Annotated in this window: 19 protein-coding genes; 14 read left to right on the forward strand and 5 right to left on the reverse strand. The window is 72.4% G+C overall.

The genetic code is table 11. From position 1 onward, the window contains the following. Window positions 1-8: 8 nt before the first annotated feature. Window positions 9-860 (forward strand): purine-nucleoside phosphorylase, encoded by an 852-nt coding sequence (locus tag AC1DWJ_RS15775; protein ID WP_457252576.1) that lies wholly within the window; start codon window positions 9-11, stop codon window positions 858-860. A 13-nt stretch (window positions 861-873) separates the two neighbouring features. Beyond that, window positions 874-2,592 (forward strand): phospho-sugar mutase, encoded by a 1,719-nt coding sequence (locus tag AC1DWJ_RS15780; protein WP_477621284.1) that lies wholly within the window; start codon window positions 874-876, stop codon window positions 2,590-2,592. 38 nt (window positions 2,593-2,630) lie between these two features. Here the strand turns inward: AC1DWJ_RS15780 and AC1DWJ_RS15785 are convergent, their stop codons facing one another. Further along, window positions 2,631-3,101, reverse strand: coding sequence for a hypothetical protein (locus tag AC1DWJ_RS15785; RefSeq protein WP_457252578.1), 471 nt, complete (start codon window positions 3,099-3,101; stop codon window positions 2,631-2,633). A 171-nt stretch (window positions 3,102-3,272) separates the two neighbouring features. On the opposite strand from AC1DWJ_RS15785, the gene AC1DWJ_RS15790 reads away from it, so the two are divergent. Next, the gene (locus AC1DWJ_RS15790; protein ID WP_457252579.1) at window positions 3,273-3,650 is read left to right on the forward strand and encodes a response regulator transcription factor; all 378 of its coding nucleotides are present in this window, start codon (window positions 3,273-3,275) and stop codon (window positions 3,648-3,650) included. Window positions 3,651-3,755: 105 nt separating this feature from the next. Here the strand turns inward: AC1DWJ_RS15790 and AC1DWJ_RS15795 are convergent, their stop codons facing one another. Then, a complete protein-coding gene (locus AC1DWJ_RS15795; RefSeq protein WP_477621285.1) occupies window positions 3,756-5,156 on the reverse strand; it encodes an HNH endonuclease signature motif containing protein in 1,401 nt (466 codons plus the stop codon). Between the two features lie 268 nt (window positions 5,157-5,424). Here AC1DWJ_RS15795 and AC1DWJ_RS15800 point away from each other — a divergent pair, with 268 nt between their 5' ends. From AC1DWJ_RS15800 to AC1DWJ_RS15845, 10 genes are all read left to right on the forward strand, one after another. Next, the gene (locus tag AC1DWJ_RS15800) at window positions 5,425-6,684 is read left to right on the forward strand and encodes a S1C family serine protease (RefSeq protein ID WP_457252581.1); all 1,260 of its coding nucleotides are present in this window, start codon (window positions 5,425-5,427) and stop codon (window positions 6,682-6,684) included. Window positions 6,685-6,801: 117 nt separating this feature from the next. Continuing rightward, window positions 6,802-7,818 (forward strand): deoxyribose-phosphate aldolase, encoded by a 1,017-nt coding sequence (deoC, locus tag AC1DWJ_RS15805; RefSeq protein ID WP_477621286.1) that lies wholly within the window; start codon window positions 6,802-6,804, stop codon window positions 7,816-7,818. Between the two features lie 63 nt (window positions 7,819-7,881). Next, window positions 7,882-9,330 (forward strand): aldehyde dehydrogenase family protein, encoded by a 1,449-nt coding sequence (locus AC1DWJ_RS15810; protein WP_477621287.1) that lies wholly within the window; start codon window positions 7,882-7,884, stop codon window positions 9,328-9,330. Further along, complete coding sequence (locus tag AC1DWJ_RS15815) at window positions 9,327-10,247, forward strand: aldehyde dehydrogenase family protein (RefSeq protein ID WP_477621288.1); 921 nt, start codon at window positions 9,327-9,329, stop codon at window positions 10,245-10,247. Before AC1DWJ_RS15810 ends, AC1DWJ_RS15815 begins: the two co-directional genes overlap by 4 nt. A gap of 3 nt (window positions 10,248-10,250) precedes the next feature. After that, window positions 10,251-10,877, forward strand: a complete 627-nt coding sequence (locus tag AC1DWJ_RS15820; protein WP_457252585.1) for a uridine kinase family protein — start codon at window positions 10,251-10,253, stop codon at window positions 10,875-10,877. Window positions 10,878-11,018: 141 nt separating this feature from the next. Further along, window positions 11,019-12,170, forward strand: coding sequence for a DUF7847 domain-containing protein (locus tag AC1DWJ_RS15825; RefSeq protein WP_477621289.1), 1,152 nt, complete (start codon window positions 11,019-11,021; stop codon window positions 12,168-12,170). Further along, a complete protein-coding gene (locus AC1DWJ_RS15830; RefSeq protein WP_477621290.1) occupies window positions 12,167-12,814 on the forward strand; it encodes a DUF4129 domain-containing protein in 648 nt (215 codons plus the stop codon). The genes AC1DWJ_RS15825 and AC1DWJ_RS15830 overlap by 4 nt, the downstream gene beginning before the upstream one ends. 17 nt (window positions 12,815-12,831) lie before the next feature. After that, the gene (locus tag AC1DWJ_RS15835) at window positions 12,832-14,061 is read left to right on the forward strand and encodes a DUF4350 domain-containing protein (protein WP_477621291.1); all 1,230 of its coding nucleotides are present in this window, start codon (window positions 12,832-12,834) and stop codon (window positions 14,059-14,061) included. After that, window positions 14,058-15,134, forward strand: a complete 1,077-nt coding sequence (locus AC1DWJ_RS15840; RefSeq protein WP_457252589.1) for an AAA family ATPase — start codon at window positions 14,058-14,060, stop codon at window positions 15,132-15,134. Before AC1DWJ_RS15835 ends, AC1DWJ_RS15840 begins: the two co-directional genes overlap by 4 nt. Next, window positions 15,134-16,426, forward strand: a complete 1,293-nt coding sequence (locus tag AC1DWJ_RS15845; RefSeq protein WP_477621292.1) for a DUF58 domain-containing protein — start codon at window positions 15,134-15,136, stop codon at window positions 16,424-16,426. The genes AC1DWJ_RS15840 and AC1DWJ_RS15845 overlap by 1 nt, the downstream gene beginning before the upstream one ends. A 42-nt stretch (window positions 16,427-16,468) precedes the next feature. Here AC1DWJ_RS15845 and AC1DWJ_RS15850 read toward each other — a convergent pair whose 3' ends face one another. Then, window positions 16,469-17,464 (reverse strand): stage II sporulation protein M, encoded by a 996-nt coding sequence (locus tag AC1DWJ_RS15850; protein WP_477621293.1) that lies wholly within the window; start codon window positions 17,462-17,464, stop codon window positions 16,469-16,471. 22 nt (window positions 17,465-17,486) lie between these two features. Between AC1DWJ_RS15850 and AC1DWJ_RS15855 the strand changes: the two genes are divergently transcribed. After that, window positions 17,487-18,311 (forward strand): RDD family protein, encoded by an 825-nt coding sequence (locus tag AC1DWJ_RS15855; protein WP_457252592.1) that lies wholly within the window; start codon window positions 17,487-17,489, stop codon window positions 18,309-18,311. Between the two features lie 11 nt (window positions 18,312-18,322). Here the strand turns inward: AC1DWJ_RS15855 and AC1DWJ_RS15860 are convergent, their stop codons facing one another. Beyond that, the gene (locus AC1DWJ_RS15860; RefSeq protein WP_477621397.1) at window positions 18,323-19,495 is read right to left on the reverse strand and encodes an adenosine deaminase; all 1,173 of its coding nucleotides are present in this window, start codon (window positions 19,493-19,495) and stop codon (window positions 18,323-18,325) included. Further along, on the reverse strand, window positions 19,495-19,860 hold the full coding sequence (locus tag AC1DWJ_RS15865; protein WP_477621294.1) for a cupin domain-containing protein: 366 nt from the start codon (window positions 19,858-19,860) through the stop codon (window positions 19,495-19,497). The genes AC1DWJ_RS15860 and AC1DWJ_RS15865 overlap by 1 nt, the downstream gene beginning before the upstream one ends. Window positions 19,861-19,870 lie beyond the last annotated feature (10 nt).

Here is a 19,870-nt window from a genome sequence, read left to right on the forward strand (position 1 = left end):
CTTCGGGAGTGAGCGAGCAGAGCAGCCCGTCCCCGGGCGTCCCCGACCTGTCCGACCCCGCGACCGACCCGTTCGAGGTGGCCAAGGCCGCCGCAGCGGTGATCGCCGACCGCAGTGGCGCCGACCGGCACGACGTGGCCCTGGTGCTCGGCTCCGGGTGGGGCCAGACCGGCGACCTCATCGGCGAGACGCTGGCCACGATCGACAACGCGGACGTCCCCGGCTTCGCGAAGGCTGCCGTCGCCGGACACAGCGGCACGATGCGCTCCGTGGCGATCGCCGACACCGGCCGTCGGGCCCTCGTCTACGGCACCCGCACCCACTTCTACGAGGGCAAGGGCGTCCGGGCGGTCGTCCACGCCGTGCGCACCGCCGCCGCAGCGGGCTGCAAGACCATCGTGCTCACCAACGGCTGCGGCGGCCTCAACCCCGCGTGGAGCCCCGGCACCCCGGTGCTGATCAGCGACCACCTCAACCTCACGGCTGCCTCCCCCATCGAGGGCGCCAACTTCGTCGACCTCACCGACCTCTACTCCCCGCGGCTGCGCGACCTGGCCAGGCAGGTCGACCCCGGTCTCGACGAGGGGGTCTACGTGCAGTTCCGCGGGCCCCACTACGAGACTCCCGCCGAGGTGCGGATGGCCAAGGTGCTCGGTGGTGACCTCGTGGGCATGTCGACCACGCTCGAGGCGATCGCGGCTCGTCAGGCCGGCCTCGAGGTCCTCGGCATCTCGCTCGTCACCAACCTCGCCGCCGGGATCAGCGACCAGCCGCTCTCCCACGAGGAGGTCATCGAGGCCGGCCAAGCGGCCGCCGAACGGTGCGGGAAGCTCCTCGCCGCGGTCGTCGCCACCATCTGACAGGAGCCCAGCCATGACGTATGCCGCGCGGCACGGCCGCGGAGCCGACTCGCCTGCCAGCACGGAGGCGTGGGCCGCCCAACACGCCCAGGAGCTGGTCGATGCCGCTCAGGCCTGGGTGGACGACGACCCCGACCACGAGACCCGGGTGGAGCTCGGCGACCTGCTCGCGAAGGCCAAGACCGGCGACCAAGCTGCCATCGGCGACCTCGCTGACCGGTTCTCGGGGATGCTCGAGTTCGGAACCGCCGGCCTGCGCGGCGCCATCGGCGCGGGTCCCAACCGGATGAACCGCTCGGTCGTGATCCGAGCGGCGGCCGGCCTCACGGCATACCTGCAGGCGAGCAAGCCCGAGCCGTTCGTGGTGGTGGGCTTCGACGCGCGGCGCAACTCCGACGTGTTCGCCCGGGACACCGCAGCGGTCGTGGTGGGTGCTGGCGGTCGAGCCGCGATCCTGCCGTCGCCGCTGCCGACTCCCGTGCTCGCGTATGCGATCCGCTACCTCGGCGCCGACGCCGGCGTGATGGTGACCGCGAGCCACAACCCGCCTGAGGACAACGGCTACAAGGTCTACCTCGGCGACGGCTCGCAGATCGTGCCGCCGTCCGACGCCGACATCGCGACGCAGATCGCGCGGGTCGCGGCCGTGGCCGACGTGCCGCTCGCCGACGACGGCTGGGAGACGCTCGGTGACGACGTGCTCGAGGCGTACCTCGACGACGCCGTCACCGTCGTGGCCAAGGACACCCCGCGCGAGGTGACGGTGGTCCACACCGCCCTGCACGGGGTGGGCTCCGAGACCGTGGCCAAGGCGTTCGTCCGCGCGGGGTATGCCGCGCCGATCCCGGTCGAGAGCCAGGCCCAGCCCGACCCGGCGTTCCCGACCGTGCACTTCCCCAACCCCGAGGAGCCCGGGGCGATGGACGCCGCCCTCGAGCTGGCCGAGCAGACCGGGCCCGACGTGGTCATCGCCAACGACCCCGATGCCGACCGCTGCGCTGTCGCGGTGCCCGGCCCCGGTGGATGGCGGATGCTCCGCGGCGACGAGGTGGGGGCCCTGCTGGGCGCGCACATCCTCGCTCGCGGCGTGGGCAACGGCGACGTCTTCGCCAACTCGATCGTGTCGTCCCGCTTGCTCGCGGCGATGGCGAAGGCCGCCGGCGTCCCGCACGAGGAGACCCTGACCGGATTCAAGTGGATCTCCCGCGTCAAGGGCCTGCGGTACGGCTACGAGGAGGCGCTCGGCTACTGCGTCGACCCACCGCACGTGCGCGACAAGGACGGCGTCAGCGCTGCCCTGGTGGTCGCGGAGATGACGGCGAGCCTCAAGGCCGAGGGGCGTTCGCTCACCGACCTGCTCGACGACCTCGCCGTCGAGCACGGCGTCCATGCGACCGATGCCCTGTCCGTGCGCGTGGCTGACCTCTCGCTCATCGACACGGTGATGGCGCGACTTCGCCAGCACCCGCCGCAGGAAGTGGCCGGTACAGCGGTCGTGCGCACCGACGACCTGGCTGAAGGAACCGAGGCACTGCCGCCCACCGACGGGCTGCGCTACTTCCTGGCCGACAACTCACGAATCATCGTGCGACCGTCAGGCACCGAGCCCAAGCTCAAGGTCTACCTCGAGGTCATCGAACCGGTGTCGGCCGACCTGAAGACCGCCCGGAAGACCGCCGCCACGAGGCTCGCCGGGATCCGCACTGCCATGGAGGCACTCACCCAGGTCTGACTGGGTGGACTGGCTGGATGGAAGCCCAGCCGGGCGGACTACTTCCTCCAGAACCGCTTCGTGGTGCGCGGGGCGTCGGTGTCGACAGGAGGTGGGGTCGGCGGGTCTGGGCGGCCCTCGAAGTCCTGGGCCTGACCCTCGATCGCGATCAGCTGCAGGCTGAGGAAGTAGCCGGAGTCCTGGTCCCCCGTGACCGCCTCGAACTCGACGTGTCCGTCCTCGACGAGGAAGTTGAAGACGTCCAGACCGGAGAGGCGCAGCTCGGTGATCCACACCGCCTCGAGGAAGCTGGACACCTGACGCTCCGGCGTGCCCGGCCGGAAGCGGACCATGGCGATCAGCAGGCGGTCGGGATCGTCCGTCACCTCGACCTCGACCTGGGCGAACATGACGCTCGACGCCAGGCGTTGTCGCAGCTTGGACGCAGCATCGGCGGTCAGCGCGCCGGAGGCCGGCGGGAGGTTGGCCGTCGTCGCCTCCCTGAGCTGCACGAATTCCACGCGGTCCATGCGGGTGAGACTGTCCCACGCGAGTCGAATCGGCAATCCGGGGCCGCGCCGCGCGCCTCCCACCACCCCGCGCGGGGGCTCGTCGTTCGAGTGAGCTCACCGTAGGGTGCGGGGTGAAACGTGCCGACAGATCACCTGCGGCCGCGACGCTCCGCTCGGGAGGGATCACCGATGAAGGTTCTCGTGGTCGAGGACGACGTCGACATCCAGGACCTCGTGGTCGCCCTGCTGAGTCGGGTCGGCTACGACGTCGTCGTCGAGGACAACGGCGATGCTGGACTGACTGCCGCCGTGTCCCAGGAGTTTGACCTGGTGATCCTGGACTGGATGATGCCGGGCCTGAGCGGGGTCGACGTGTGCCGGGGCATGCGAGCGGACCCTCGGGCGAAGGACATCGCCGTGCTGATGCTCACGTCCAAAGCCCAGGAGGGCGACATCGACCAGGCCTTCACCGCCGGAGCCGATGACTACATGGTCAAGCCGTTTCGGGGCCGCGAGCTGGTCAGCCGGGTCCGGGCGCTGACCACCAAGGACGTCACCCCCCACTGATCGCCGGCGGCTGAGCGGGAAGGATCCGCTCGACCCACCGACCACCAGAGCCGCCCGGCCGGCTGGCCGCGCGTGCGGCCGTGGGGCCGTGGGCCGCCAGCTGGATCAGGGCGGCCAGGACGGAACGGGCGCCGAACCTGCGGCACCGGTCTCGAGCTCGCCCCACACGTGGTAGGTCCTGGTCGGCGGCGGCGTCCCGAAGCCGGACCCCTCGCGTGGGTCCGAACCAGTGTCGGTGCCTGGGCGTGGGCCGGGGTGGCGGGTGAGCCAGTGGTCGTAGGCGCCGGGGGTCAGGTCCCACGAGACGTGGCCGTCGGTGAGCTCGGCGTGGTAGCCCTTCTTGTGGACGATCGTGTGGTGCCGCCCGCACAACAGAGCGGCGTTGGTCAGGTCGGTGGGGCCGCCGTCGACCCAGTGCCACAGCTGGTGTCCGTCGCACCAGGCTGCCGGCACCGAACAGTCGGGGAAGGTGCACCCGCCGTCGCGCAGCCACAACGCCCGGAGCTGGGCGGAGGTGAACAGTCGGAACCGTCGGCCGAGGTCGAGGACCTGCCCGTCCTTGCCGAGCACGACCGGGATGATCCCGGCATCGCACGCGACCCGCCGGGCGGTCTCCGGGGCGAGCAGGGTCCCGGCTTCGCTGGACCCGACCACGGTCGCCGCGTTCGCCCGGGCGACCAGGTCGTCGAGGGAGACGGTGACGAACAGCTCGGCCTTGGGGGTGGTGGCCACCCCGTCAGCGGAGGCGACGCCCCGGCGGACGACCTCGAGCAGGGCGTCCATCCGCCGTTGCCCGGACGGGCGCCGGTCCGGCTCCCCCCGCGCCGGCCTCGGCGCGGACAGGGCCTGGACGGCGGCCTCGATCACGGTCTTGGCTTCGGCGTCGAGGAGCATCGTGTACTCGAACAGCCCGGCCCCGTCGGCGAACGGCTGCGACAGCGACCGCAGCTCACGCAACCGGTCCTGCTCGACCTGGAACTCCCCCACCGCCCCGTACTTCGCCACGAGGCGCTCCCGGATGCCGCGCACGTCCTTCGGCCGCCCCCACGACGCGACGTGCACCAGCCCGGCCAGCACCGGACCCTCTGCGCCCTCGGCCAGGCGCGGGGCGAGCCGGTCGAGCTCCTCGACCACGGTCGCGGCCGTCACCAGCGGCACCCGCGCGTCACGCACCGCGGCCACGAGCGCGGCATACCGGTCATCGCACCCCACCTCCGCCACCTTCACGACCCGCGCCGACCCACCGGCCCGCAGCGCCGGACTGTGGTCGAGCAGCCACGCGTGCGCACCGGCCCGGCCGGCCCCGGCCTCACCGCGGTCGGTCGCCTCCCGCAGCACCTCGACCCGGGCCGCGTCCACCCGCAGAGCCACCTCGTCCAACAGTGCCGCGAGGTCGCCCAGCGCGCCACCGGGAGCGGCCCACAAGGCTTCGTCGATGCCGGTCAGGGCGGCGCACGCGGCCTGCACCGCTGCGCGGCGCTGCTCGAACGTGCTCCCCCGATCCATGCCAACGAACCTACCGGCCGCGTCTGACAACCCCACGACACCGAAAACCGTTGCAGCACAGTCTGATTCGATTTCTCGTGAGGGGCGCAGATGCGGCGTCGATACGGCACCCGCTGTCCACAGGCGAGACGTCCCGTCCCCGACGTCCACAGGAAACACCGAGGCGTGACACAGCGCGTCACCACCTCGAGGGCGTGTCGTGGGCAGTGACACCGCGACCACGCCATGGCCACAACCCACGACCGACAGCACCTCGAAGGTGAGCCCCATGAAACCGACCCGACGACCGCTCCCCCTCCTCCTCGGAGTTGCGGGCATCGCCTCCGCCGCCGCGATCGCCATCGGCGGCGCCCAGATCTCGGCCGGCGACACTGCGGCCGGCTCGTCGGCCAGCACCAACGTCGCCCAGGTGACCACCCCGTATGCCGGTGCGTACGGCACGCGGGGCGGCCGCACCTGGGAGCTGGTCCCCGACTCGGGAGACACCGGCTCGACCGACTCGTCAGGCGCCACTCCCTCCACCACGGACGGGACCACCACCGGCACGACCACGGAAGCCACCGCGAGCCAGCTCGTCGGCGTGGTCGACATCGTCACGACGGTGAACTACGACCAGGGCGAAGCCGCCGGGACGGGCATGGTCCTGACCTCGTCGGGTGAGGTGCTGACCAACAACCACGTCGTCGACGGTGCGACCAGCATCGAGGTCACCGTCCTGTCGACCGGCCGCACCTATGCGGCGACGGTCGTCGGCACGAGCCCGACGAACGACGTCGCCGTCCTGGAGCTGACGGGTGCGAGCGGGCTGGCCACGGTCGACCTCGGCGACTCCTCGTCGCTGCAGGTCGGCGACGCGGTCACCGGGGTCGGGAACGCCGGCAACGAGACAGGGACGTCGGCGGCGACCGGTGAGGTGACGGCCCTCGACCGGGACATCACCGCGAGCGACGGTTCCGGGACCGACAGCGAGGAGCTCACCGGGCTCATCGTCACGAGCGCAGCCATCGAGGCCGGCGACTCGGGCGGTCCCCTCTACGACGCACAGGGCCAGGTGGTCGGCATCGACACCGCCGCGCAGACCAGTGGGGGCAGCGGACCGACCGTGGCCGGCTACGCCATCCCCGTCGACACGGCCCTGGCGGTGGCCGAGCAGATCACGTCCGGGGTCGACAACGAGACGATCCACCAGGGCCTGCCGGCCTTCCTGGGCATCCAGACCGCGCAGGATCCCACGAACGGCTTCGGCCAGCCGAGCACCGGCTTGGGCGGGCCCGGAAGCACGCCAGGAAGCACCTTCGCGGGGGCCCCCGTCAGCGGAGTCGTCGCCGGGTCGGCCGCCGCGAAGGCCGGCATCACGGCCGGTTCGACCATCACCGCGGTGGGCGGCGACGCGGTCGCCAGCCCGTCCGACCTGACCGCAGCGCTGGCCACCCACGACCCCGGCGGCCGCGTCTTGGTCGCCTGGACCGACGCCTCGGGAGCCGACCACACCGCGACCGTCACCCTGGGGTCCGGCCCGGCTGACTGAGCGCCGTGCACTGACCCGCGGTCGTCCGTTGAAGGTGCGTCACCAGCCGGAGGAGGTGGGGGTCACCTCGAACCGGCGCGATCTGACCACAGGGTGGGACACGGCTAGGATTGGTCGGTGAGCACCCCCACAGCTGCGGCCCCCTCCGTCGACGCGACGACCAGGGCGCGCGACCTTCTCGGCGTCTCCCGCCTCACCAACGCGGCCCTGACGAGCTGGTTGCACGGCCTCCCGGGCGTCGACCAGGTGGGGTGCGAGGCGCGTGCTGCCGGGCTGGGCACGCGGTCGATCAAGACCACGTCGAAGGCGTGGGGCATCGACCTCGCGATCTCGATGATCGACCTCACGACGCTCGAGGGCGCCGACACCCCGGGCAAGGTGCGCGGCCTGTGCGCGAAGGCCATCACCCCCGACCCGACCGATCTGGCGACGCCTCGTCCCGCCGCGATCTGCGTCTACGGCGACATGGTCCCCACCGCCAAGGAGGCCTTGGGGCAGAGCGGCGTCAAGGTCGCCGCGGTCGCCACCGCCTTCCCGAGCGGTCGGGCGCTCATGCCGATCAAGCTGGCCGACACCCGTGACGCCGTGGCGGCCGGGGCGGACGAGATCGACATGGTCATCGACCGCGGCGCGTTCCTCTCCGGCGACTACCTCACGGTGTTCCGCGAGATCGCCGAGGTCGCCGAGGCCTGTGTCCGCAAGGACGGCTCCCGCGCCCGGCTGAAGGTCATCATGGAGACCGGCGAGCTGGTCACCTACGACAACGTCCGACGCGCGTCGTGGCTCTCGATGCTGGCCGGCGGCGACTTCATCAAGACCTCCACCGGCAAGATCTCCCCTGCGGCCACCCTGCCGGTCACGCTGGTCATGCTCGAGGCGGTCCGCGACTGGCGGGACCTCACCGGCGAGATGGTGGGCGTCAAGCCGGCCGGTGGCATCCGCACCAGCAAGGACGCGCTCAAGTTCCTGGTCACGGTCAGCGAGATCGCCGGCGACGACTGGCTCGACCCGTACTGGTTCCGCTTCGGCGCCTCCAGCCTGCTCAACGACCTCCTCCTGCAACGCCAGCGGATGGCGATCGGCGCCTACTCCGGCGCCGACTACGTCACCGACGACTCGCCCAGCCTGTACTGACCGTGCGAGCCCCCACCCTCCAGCAGCCCCCCGCACCCGACGGATCCTGAGGAACCCCAAGCCATGGCCAAGTTCGAGTACGCACCGGCACCGGAGTCCCGCGCCGTCGTCGACATCAAGCCCTCCTACGGGTTGTTCATCAACGGTGAGTTCACCGAGTCGCAGGGTGGTTCCGCCTTCAAGACGATCAGCCCCGCCACCGAGGAGGTCCTCGCCGAGGTGACCTCGGCCAGCGAAGCCGACGTCGACCGCGCCGTGGCCGCCGCCCGCCGGGCCTACAACGGTGCCTGGGGCCGGATGTCCGGCGCCGACCGCGGCAAGTACCTCTTCCGCATCGCCCGCATCCTCCAGGAGCGCGCCCGCGAGTTCGCTGTCCTGGAGAGCCTCGACAACGGCAAGCCGATCAAGGAGAGCCGCGACGTCGACGTGCCCCTGGCCGCCGCGCACTTCTTCTACCACGCGGGCTGGGCCGACAAGCTCGACTACGCGGGCCTCGGCACCAACCCCCGGCCCCACGGGGTCGTGGGCCAGGTCATCCCCTGGAACTTCCCGATCCTCATGCTGGCGTGGAAGATCGCGCCCGCACTGGCCACCGGCAACACCGTCGTCATCAAGCCGGCCGAGACCACGCCGCTGACCGCGCTCCTGTTCGCGGAGGTCGTGCAGCAGGCCGACCTGCCGCCCGGCGTCGTCAACATCATCACCGGCGCCGGCGCCACCGGACAGGCGATCGTCGACCACCCCGACATCGACAAGCTGGCCTTCACCGGCTCGACCGGCGTCGGCAAGATGATCGCCCGCTCGATCGCCGGCACCCGCAAGAAGGCCACCCTCGAGCTCGGGGGCAAGGCCGCCAACATCGTGTTCGACGACGCGCCGCTCGACCAGGCCGTCGAGGGCATCGTCAACGGCATCTTCTTCAACCAGGGCCACGTCTGCTGCGCCGGGTCGCGTCTGCTGGTCCAGGAGAACATCGCGGCCGACGTCGAGAAGCGGCTCAAGCGCCGCCTCGAGACGCTGCGCGTGGGCGACCCGCTCGACAAGAACACCGACGTGGGCGCGATCAACTCCAAGGCCCAGCTGCAGCGCATCGTCGACCTCACCGCTGCCGGCGAGGCCGAGGGTGCCGAGCGCTGGGACAACGGCTGCGAGCTGCCGAGCAAGGGCTTCTGGTTCCGGCCGACGGTCTTCACCGGCGTCAGCCAGACCCACCGGATCGCGCAGGAGGAGATCTTCGGACCGGTCCTGTCGGTGCTGACCTTCCGGACCCCGCACGAGGCCGTCGCCAAGGCCAACAACACGCCCTACGGGCTGTCCGCGGGCATCTGGACCGAGAAGGGTTCGCGGATCCTCTGGATGGCCGACCAGCTCCGCGCCGGTGTCGTGTGGGCCAACACCTTCAACAAGTTCGACCCGACCAGCCCCTTCGGTGGCTACAAGGAGTCCGGCTACGGCCGCGAAGGTGGCCGCCACGGCCTCGCCGCCTACGTCACGACGGGAGACAGCAAGTGAGCCCCACCGCCACGAGGTCGACGAACAGCGACGCACGCGTCGACGTGCGCAAGACCTACAAGCTCTACATCGGCGGCAAGTTCCCCCGCTCCGAGTCGGGCCGCTCCTACGAGGTCGTCGACGGCCGGGGCAGGTTCCTCGCCAACGCCGCCCAGGGCTCGCGCAAGGACGCCCGTGACGCGGTCGTCGCCGCCCGAGGTGCCTTCGCCGGCTGGGCCGGCGCCACGGCATACAACCGCGGTCAGGTCCTCTATCGCGTCGCCGAGGTGATGGAGGGCCGTCGGGCCCAGTTCGTCGCGGAGGTGCGCGCCAGCGAGGGCGTGGCCGAGCGTCGTGCCGAGACGATCGTCTCGCAGGCCATCGACCGCTGGGTCTGGTATGCCGGGTGGACCGACAAGCTCGCTCAGGTCCTTGGCGGGTTGAACCCGGTCGCAGGCCCGTACTTCGACATCTCCGCACCCGAGCCGACCGGTGTCGTCGCCGTCCTGGCCCCGCAGCGCTCCTCGCTGCTCGGCCTCGTGTCGGTGCTGGCTCCCGTCGTCTGCTCCGGCAACACCGCGGTCGTCCTCACCAGCGAGCTGCGGCCGCTGCCGGCCATCACGCTGTCCGAGGCGCTCGCCACCTCCGACGTCCCGGGCGGGGTCATCAACCTCATCACCGGGCGCACCGCTGAGGTGGCGCCGTGGCTCGCGTCGCACCGCGACGTCAACGCCATCGACCTCACCGGTGCCGCCGACGCGGACGGCGTGAGCTGGGGCGACCTCGAGCTGGCCGCCGCCGAGAACCTCAAGCGCGTCGTCCGTCCAGAGGGTGAGGGGTCCGACGCGATCGAGCCCGACTGGTCGCGCACTCCCGACCTGGGCCGGATCACCTCGTTCCTCGAGACCAAGACGGTCTGGCACCCCAAGGGTCGCTGACCCTTGACCTCCTCCTCACCGGACGCGACCACCACCGCCCGGGTGGTCGTCCTGGCCGGTCCCAGCGGCGCCGGAAAGTCCCGGCTCGCGGCCCGGCTCCAGGGAGCGCACGGCTGGCCGATCGTGCGCCTCGACGACTTCTACCGCGACGAGGACGACCCGGCGATGCCCCGCAGCGAGGAGCTGGGCATCGTCGACTGGGACCACCCCGACTCGTGGAACCGGGACGCGGCCGTCGAGGCGCTGAGCACCCTGGTCGCGACGGGCGAGGTGCAGACCCCGGTCTACGACATCTCCCTCAGCAGGGCGGTCGACACCGCGATCGTGCGGGCCGACCCCCACGACCTGGTCCTCGCCGAGGGCATCTTCGCCGCCGAGATCATCGGCGACCTGCGCGAGCGCGGACTGCTCGCGGGCGCCTACTGCGTACACCACCACCGGGTCGTGACGTTCGTCTGGCGGCTGCTGCGCGACCTGTCCGAGCACCGCAAGCCGCCGTGGACCCTCGTGCGCCGTGGCCTCGCGCTGATGCGTGCCGAGCCCCGCGTCGTGGCCCGGCAGGAGTCCCTGGGAGCCGTCTCCGCGCGGGCCAAGGACCTCGAACCCCTGCTGTCGGCCCTCGCCCGCTGACCTTCGCTCCGGGGTCCTCCACGACCCGGTATGCCGCGGGCCCGCGGCCCGTCCGAGCCTCGCCCAATCTCGTGGCTCGGCGCCCGGATGACACCTCCGTCGGTTAGGGTGCCAGCACGTCAGCGAGGGGGAAGTACGCACATGACCGACCCGCAGTGGGTGGCTCCCGGCACCGGTGGACCCGCGGAACCGCAGGCCACCCCGCCGGGTGAGCACCCGGCATACCCACACCTGCCCGCGCCCCAGCCTCCCGCTGGACCACCGCTGGGTCCGCCGGGGCAGCAGCCCTGGGGCGCGCACCCCGCGATGGAGTTCCGGCCCGGGATCATCCCGCTGCGCCCACTCAACCTCGGCGACCTCTACGGTGCCGTCATCAAGGCCATCCGGGGCAACGTCGCCGCCACCATGGGACTGGCCTTCGTCACGACGCTGATCTTCCTCGTGCCGACCACCGCGTTCGGCGCCTGGCTGGCGTCGCAGGAGTCCCTCGACATCGACATCGGCCCCCAGTCGACGGCAGACCCGCTCCCGCTCGCCGGCACGCTCGGGTCACTGGTCCCGTCCCTGGGCACGTCGGCGTCGGCGGTGCTGCTGACGGGGTTCGTGGCGTTCGTCATCAGCCAGGCCGTGATGGGGCGCAAGGTCACCGCCGGCCAGACCTGGGAGGGCACGCGCAGTCGGCTGCTTCCCCTCGTGGGGGCAACCGTCGTCACCGGTCTGGCCATCCTGCTGGTCCTCGCCGTCATTCTCGTGCTGCCGGTGATCGCGGTCATCAGTGCGGCGACGTCCTACGACGACTCCGGGCTCGTCGGCGCGATCCTCTTCGCCGTCCTCGCCGGTCTCGTGGCCATCCTCCTCGTGCTCTTCCTCTCCACCCGGCTGGCCTTCGTCGGGGTCGCCGTGGTCCTCGAGAAGGTCGGCGTGGGACAGGGCGTCGCGCGGTCATGGCGACTCACGTCCGGGAGCCAGTTCTGGCGGGTCTTCGGCATCCGGCTCCTCACCAGCTTCATCGTGGGCCTCGCCGCCCAGATCGTGGCCTTCCCGCTGGGGCTCATCGGTGGGCTGGGCATCATCGCGACGGGAGACCCGCAGAACCTCTACGTCTTCCAGGCCATCGTGGCCGGCGTCACGGGACTGATCACCGGCGCCCTGACCACCCCGTTCACGGCCGGCGTCGATGCGCTGCTCTACGTCGACCAGCGTATCCGGCGCGAGGGCTTCGACGTGCAGCTGATCACCGCCGCCCAGGCCGACGCCGCCAGCCAGGCGCGGGGAGCCAACGCCGCGAGATGACGAGTCCCACCTCCGTGTTCGACGGGCCACCGCTCGACCCGAGCTCCCCCGAGGCCCGGCAGTGGGTGCTCGACGAGCTGGCGAAGGGTCGGTACACGACCGAGCCCTCGGCGTGGCAGCGGTTCGTCGAGTGGCTGCAGCACCTCCTCAGCGGCCAGCCGGGAGCCGGGCTGATCCCCGCCTGGGGTGCTGCCCTCGTCGTGGCAGTGGTCCTGGTGGTCGTCGCCCTGGTCGTGGCGCGGCTGCTCAGGACTGAGCCGTCGACCCGCGCCGGCCGCGCTCGCACGACAGTGGTCGACGACGAAGGGCTCAGCGCCGCCGACTACCGCGCCCGCGCCGGGGAGGCGAGGGCCCGCGGCGACTGGGACGCCGTCCTGCTCGACAGCTACCGCGCCCTGGCTGCCGCCGCGGTGGAACGCACCCTGCTCACCGACCTGCCCGGACGCACCGCCCATGAGGTCGCCCTCGCGCTCGCGCCGGTCTTTCCCGCGCACGCCGAGTCCCTCGCCGCGAGCGCGACGGAGTTCGACGCCGTCCGCTACGGCCACCGGCGCACCACGCAGGCCCGGGCCATGGCCGCCGCCGACCTCGACACCACGCTCCGCGCGGTCCGACCGACCCTCGGCCAGCTGGTCGGCCCGTGACCGCCCCCGCTGCCCCCATGACCGACCCGGTGACCGACCCGGTGACCGAGCCGCCCGCGCGCGCCGGCCTCGCCACGCGGGTGCGCCGCCGCGCGGTCTGGGCCCTCGTGGTCGCGATCGGCGTGGCGGCGCTGGTGGCCATGGCCCTGTCCACCAGTGCGCCCGACCAGGTCCTCGACCCTGACGACGCCGGCCCCCTGGGCGGCCGCGTCCTCGTGGAGGTGCTGCGCGACCACGGGGTGGAGGTGCAGGTCGTCCGCTCCGCCGACGAGCTCCTGGACGCCGACCCGGGCCCTGGCACGACGGTGGTCGTGGGCAACCCCGCCTACCTCGGCAGCGACAGCACCGAGCTCCTGGGCGAGGCGACCTCCGGGGCCGACCGGCTCGTCCTGGTCTCCCCGACGGCCGAGCAGCTGGCCACGCTCGACCTGCCCCTCACCTCCAGCGACCTCGGCACGCAGGTGACCGTCACGGCCGGCTGCCGCTCCACGGTCGCGCGCCCCGACGACACGGCGTCGGTGGTCGACATCCGCTTCGTGCCCCTCGGCCGGGGTGGCGGTCCTGCGGCGACCCTCTGTTTCGCCTTGCCCAACCCCCGCGGCGACGATGCGGCCGCACCCAGCGACTTCGGGTTCGGGGCAGCCTTCGCCACGGTGCCCGCTGACGCCGCACACCCCGAGGTGGTGGCCGTCGGCGTCGGCAGTGGTTTCACCAACCGGTTCGTGGGCGAGGAGTCGCACGCCGGTCTGGCCGTCCGGGCCCTGGGTCACTCGCCGCGCCTCGTCTGGTACCAGCCGGGCATCGGCGACCTCGCGAGCGTGGGCGGCACCGGCCCGTCGGCCTGGCCCGAGTGGCTCACCCCTGCGGCCGTCATCCTCGGCACCGCCGTGGTCGTGCTCGCGTTCGTGCGCGGACGCCGCATGGGGGCCCTGGTCACCGAGCCACTGCCGGTCGTCGTGCGGGCGGTCGAGACCACCGAGAGCCGCGGTCGGATCTACCGCCGAGCCCGTGACCGCGGACGCGCCGCGGCGGTGCTCCGACTGGGCAGCACCGAGCGGCTGGCCCGACGGCTCGCGCTGTCACCCCACGCCGTGGCGGCGGTCCAGGCTGCTGCCGCAGCAGCCTCCGGTATGCCGCCGACGCACGTCGCGGCGCTGCTCACCGGGCCGCCGCCCACCACTGATGTCGAGCTGCACACCCTGGCCAACGCCTTGGCCGACCTCGAGGAGAGAGTCCGTACGTCATGACCGACCAGCACCAGTTCCCCTCGCCGGCCCAGGGCCACGAGCCCCTCGACCCACCCGCCGCGGGCGGGCCACCAGCACCCGCCGTCACGCCCCCGTCGGCGGCAGCTGGTCCACCCGCCGCCGCCCCCGATGCGCGGGCCGCCCTGCTGGCCGTGCGCGCCGAGGTGGCCAAGGCGGTCGTCGGGCAGGACGCGGCCGTCGCGGGCCTGCTGGTCGCCCTCCTGGCGCAGGGGCACATCCTGCTCGAGGGAGTGCCCGGCGTGGCGAAGACCCTGCTCGTGCGCAGCATCGCGGCGGCCCTCGACGTCGAGACCAAGCGGGTGCAGTTCACCCCCGACCTGATGCCCGGCGACCTCACCGGCTCGCTGGTCTACGACGCCGCCAACAGTGACTTCACCTTCCGGCCGGGCCCCGTCTTCACCAACCTGCTGCTGGCCGACGAGATCAACCGTACGCCTCCCAAGACGCAGTCCGCCCTGCTGGAGGCGATGGAGGAGCGCCAGGTCAGCGTCGACGGCCGGGCCCACCCGCTCCCACAGCCGTTCATGGTCGCCGCCACGCAGAACCCCGTCGAGTACGAAGGCACCTACCCGCTGCCCGAGGCGCAGCTCGACCGGTTCCTGCTCAAGGTCACCCTCCCCCTGCCGCCGCGCGACGACGAGATCGCCGTCCTGCGTCGGCACGCCACCGGCTTCGACCCGCGCGACCTGCACTCGGCCGGTCTTCGTCCGGTGGCCTCGGCCGCCGACCTCGCAGCCGGCGCCGCGGCCGTCCGCACCGTCGAGATCTCCGACGAGGTCACGGCATACATCGTCGACATCGCCCGGGCGACCCGGCACTCCCCGTCGCTCGCCCTCGGGGTGAGCCCCCGTGGGGCGACCGCGCTGATGGCGACGTCCCGCGCGTGGGCGTGGATCAACGGTCGTGGGTTCGTGACCCCTGACGACGTCAAGGCGCTCGCCCACGCCACGCTCGCGCACCGGCTGTCGCTGCGGCCGGAGGCCGAGCTCGAGGGCGTCAGCGTGACTGCCGTGCTCGAGAGCGCACTCGGAGCGGTGCCGGTTCCGCGCTGATGGCCCTGACCTACCGCGCCGTCGCGCTGGCCCTGCTGGGGCTGGCGCCGGTCGCCGTGTGGCCGCACGGCGACACGGTGCGGTGGTGGTGGGTCGTCATGCTGCTGCTCATCGGGCTCGACGTCCTGCTCGCGTCCTCGCCGCGCGGCCTGACCCTGACCCGCGAGGGGCCCGGTCAGGTGCGCCTCGGTGAGGACACCGCCACCTCGGTGCTGGTCGCCAACAGCGGCCGCCGCAGGGTGCGTGGGGCGATCCGCGACGCGTGGCCGCCGTCGGCCGGGGCCGACGCCACCCGGCACACCCTCGACCTCGCCGCGGGCGAGCGCACCAGGATCACGACCGCCATGCACCCCACCCGCCGGGGTGACCGTGCCGCCCACCGGGTGACGGTCCGCTCGACCGGTCCGCTGGGACTGGCGGCCCGACAGCGCTCCTTCGACATGCCCGGACAGCTGCGGACCCTGCACCCGTTCCCGGCGCGCAAGCACCTGCCCAGCAGGCTGGCCGTGCTGCGCCAGCTCGACGGCCGGGCGGCCCTGCGCACCCGTGGACAGGGCACCGAGTTCGACAGCCTGCGTGACTACGTCGAGGGCGACGACGTCCGGAGCATCGACTGGCGCGCCACCGCTCGCCGTCAGCACCTCGTGGTGCGCACGTGGCAGCCGGAGCAGCACCGGCGGATCGTCATCGTCGTCGACACGTCGCGCACGTCTGCCGGTCGGGTCGACGACGCCCCGCGGCTCGACGCCGCCATGGACGCCGCCCTCCTCCTGACCGCGCTGGCCGGCCACGCCCGCGACCGGGTGCAGGTGCTCGCCGGTGACCGGGTGGTGCAGGCGCGGGTCGCCGGTGCCGACCGGGCGAAGCTGCTGCACGACACGATCAGCACGCTCGCACCGGTCGAGGCCAGGCTGATCGAGGCCGACTGGGGGCTGTTGGCGACCGAGATCCAGCGGCTCGGCACGCAGCGCGCCCTCGTCGTGCTGCTCACCCCGCTCGAGTCCTCGGCCGTCGAGCAGGGGCTGGTGCCGGTCCTGCCCTCCCTCAGCGCCCACCACCGCGTGGTCGTCGCCTCGGTCGCCGACCCGGCGGTCGGACGGATGCGCACCGCTCGCTCGACCGTGGCCGAGGTCTACGACGCCGCCGCCGCAGAGCGGACGACGGCGTTGCGCCGCCGCACTGCCGCGGCCCTCGCCAACCTGGGGGTCGATGTGCTCGACGAGCCGCCGGAGCTCTTGCCGGTGCGGCTCGCCGACCACTACCTCATGCTCAAGCGACAGGGGCTGCTCTGAGCCGGTGACCGGGCCGACGGCGCAGGCTCGTCGGTCGGAGGGTCAGGCGGCGACGATCTCCAGGTCGCCCACGTCGCGGGCGTCGAGGTCCCCGGTCACGCCGGCCTGGTGGGCCCGACGCCCCACCACGAACACATAGGCGAGGAAGGTCGACTCGGCCACCACGCCGATCCCGATCCGGGCCCAGGTCGGCAGGCCGGACGGCGTGACGAAACCCTCGATCGTGCCGCTGACCAGCAGGACGGCCACCAGCCCCATGGCGATCGCGACCGCAGTGCGCCCTTCGGCGGCGAAGGCCTGCAGCCGGGTCCGCGGACCGGGCTCGACCCACGACCAGAACAGCCGCAGACCCACCGCGGCGGCGACGAACACGGCGGTGAGCTCGAGCAGGCCGTGCGGCAGGATCAGCCCGAAGAACAGGCTGGTGCGGTCGTTGGCCATCATCAGGGCGGCGATCACCCCGACGCTCTGCACGTTGCTGAACAGCACGTAGAGCACGGGCAGGCCCAACACGCCGAGCGCGATGCACTGGGCCGCCACCCAGGCGTTGTTGACCCACACGAGGGTGGCGAACTCGTGGTGCGGGAACTCGCTGTAGTAGTGCTCGAAGTCGGTGCCGACATAGGCGTTGATCTCGGCCGGGGTGAGCTGGCTGGTGTAGACCTCGGGGTGCTGGAGCGTCCAGGCCGCGACCAGGGCGATCACCAGCACGCTGGACAGCGCCGTCGTCACCCACCACCACCGCGTGCGGTAGAGGGCCGCCGGGAAGGTGCGGGTGAAGAAACCGAGGAGGTCTGACCACGTGGTGGTCTTCGTGGCCACCATGGTGACCCGTGCGCGGGTCAGCAGCATCGACAGGTAGGCAACCACCGAGGGGTCCGGGGTGGCCGACCGCACCACCGACAGGTCGGTCGAGACCCGCTGGTAGAGGTCGAGCAGCTCGTCGCCCTCCGCGCCGGTCAGCCGACGTCGAGTGGCCAGCTCCTCCAGACGCCCCCAGTACCGGCTGCGTGCGGCGACATACGCATCCAGGTCCACGGCGCCACTCTATGCTTCGGCCATGAGCACGGGGGCCGGTTACCGCAGCTACGCGGGCGACGACATGGTGACCGGCGAGGGGGTCGCCGTCGAGCTGCCCATCGCCGGCGTCCCCTCCCGGGCGGCCTCCGGGGTCATCGACCTGCTCGTCGCGGCCGTCGTCCTCGTGGTGGGCGCGATCCTCGTCGGCATCGTCTTCGGCGGCACCTCGTCGGCGGTGGGCCGCACGGTGTCGATCCTGCTGGTCGTCGGGGTCACCGTCGCCCTCCCCGCCGTCGTGGAGACGGTCACCCGCGGGCGCACCCTGGGCAAGCTGGCCCTCGGGCTGCGCGTCGTGCGCGACGACGGCGGACCCATCACCGCCCGCCACGCGATCACCCGCGCCCTGGTCGGCTGGCCCGAGATCTACCTGCTCCTGGGCTCCGGCGCGCTGGTCTCAGCCCTGGTCAGCCCGCGGGCCAAGCGCCTCGGTGACATGGCGGCCGGCACCTACGTCGTGTCGCAGCGGGCGTCGCTGCGACTGCTCCCGCCGCCGGTCATGCCGCCACCCCTGGCCCAGTGGGCGGCTGGTGCCGACCTGGCCGCCCTGCCGCCGGGCCTGGCGATCGCCGTGCGCCAGTTCCTGGGGCGCGCTCAGGGGCTGAACCCGGCCTCGCGACACGAGCTCGGCCAGGCCCTGCTGCGCTCGGTCCTACCCCACGTCTCGCCCCCGCCGCCGGTCGGCTTCCACGCCGAGCACGTGCTGGCCGCCGTCATCGCCGACCGTCGTCGCCGCGACGCCGCGCGGCTGGCCCGCGAGGACCAGCGCCTCGCGCGGCTCCTGCCCCCGGACCAGTTCGCGCCCTGACGCAGCAGCAGTCAGTCCTGCTGGACCGGCGCCGCGAGGGCTGCGTAGCCGGGCTTGACGACCCCCTCGATGATGGCGAGGCGCTCGTCGAACGGGATGAACGCCGACTTCATGGCGTTGATGGTCACCCAGCGCAGGTCCTCCATCGTCCACCCGGCGTCCTGGACGAGCAGGCCCATCTCCCGCGACATCGAGGTGCCGCTCATCAGCCGGTTGTCGGTGTTGACCGTGACCCTGAAGCGCAGTCGCTTGAGCAACGAGATCGGGTGCAGCGCAACGGATTCCGCGGCTCCCGTCTGGACGTTGCTGCTCGGGCACATCTCGAGCGGGATGCGGGTGTCCCGCACGTATGCCGCGAGGCGGCCCAGGTGCACGTCGTCCGGGTCGGCGGCGGCCGACGCCGCGACGTCGTCGCCGAAGGCCTTGTCCCCGACCGTGAGGTCGTCGACGATCCGGACACCGTGGCCGAGCCGGTCGGCGCCGCACCACTGGATCGCCTCCCAGATGCTCGGCAGCCCGAACGCCTCACCCGCGTGGATCGTGAAGTGGGCGTTCTCGCGACGGAGGTACTCGAACGCGTCGAGGTGTCGGGTGGGAGGGAACCCCGCCTCGGCCCCGGCGATGTCGAACCCGGCGACGCCCTGGTCGCGGTAGCGGACCGCCAGCTCGGCGATCTCGGTGCTCTTGGCGGCGTGCCGCATGGCGGTCAGCAGCGCGGTCACCCGGATGGGGGTGCCCGCCTTGGCGGCCTGCTCCTCGCCCTCACGGAACCCGGCGTTGACGGCCTCGACGACGTCCTCGAGCGCCAGGCCCTGGGAGATGTGCTGCTCGGGGGCATACCGGCTCTCGGCGTAGACGACGCCGTCAGCGGCGAGGTCGACCACGCACTCGCGAGCGACCCGGCGCAGGCCCTCGGTGGTCTGCATGACCGCGAGGGTGTGGTCGAAGGTCTCGAGGTAGCGGACCAACGAGCCGGAGTCCGCACTGTCTCGGAACCACGCGCCGAGGCCGTCGGCATCGGAGGCCGGCAACCCGGCATACCCGACCTGGTCGGCGATCTCGATGATCGTCTGGGGGCGCAGCCCACCGTCGAGGTGGTCGTGCAGCAGCGCCTTCGGGGCGCGAAGGACCTGGCCCTCCAGATCCGAGGCGGCGTCGTCCTTGGATCCCTTGCGACCGAAGATCACGCGCCCTCCTCCTCGTCACGGTTGACGGACTCGGGGCTGAAGGCCGGGAGACACACGGCGACGTACTCGGCTCCCTCGGACCCGGTGGAGTAGCGGATCCGCTCGCCGGCGCGGGTGACGACGCTCTGGCCGGCGTCGACGCGCAGCTGGCCGCCGTCGTGGTCGACCAGGACGGCGCCCGAGATCACGAGGGTGATCTCGTCGAAGTCCGGCGCCTGGAACGGCTCGGTCCAGTCGGCCGGCGCCTTCATGTGGGCCACCGAGACGGCCTCGCTGCCGGTGTTCACCCGGCCGACGTGCTCGTCGATGATCTTGCCGCCGGGGACGGGAATGGTCGTGGGGGTCGCAATGAGCTCAGGCACGAGGTCAGCC

The sequence above is a fragment of the Pedococcus sp. P2_D7 genome (genome assembly GCF_056404295.1).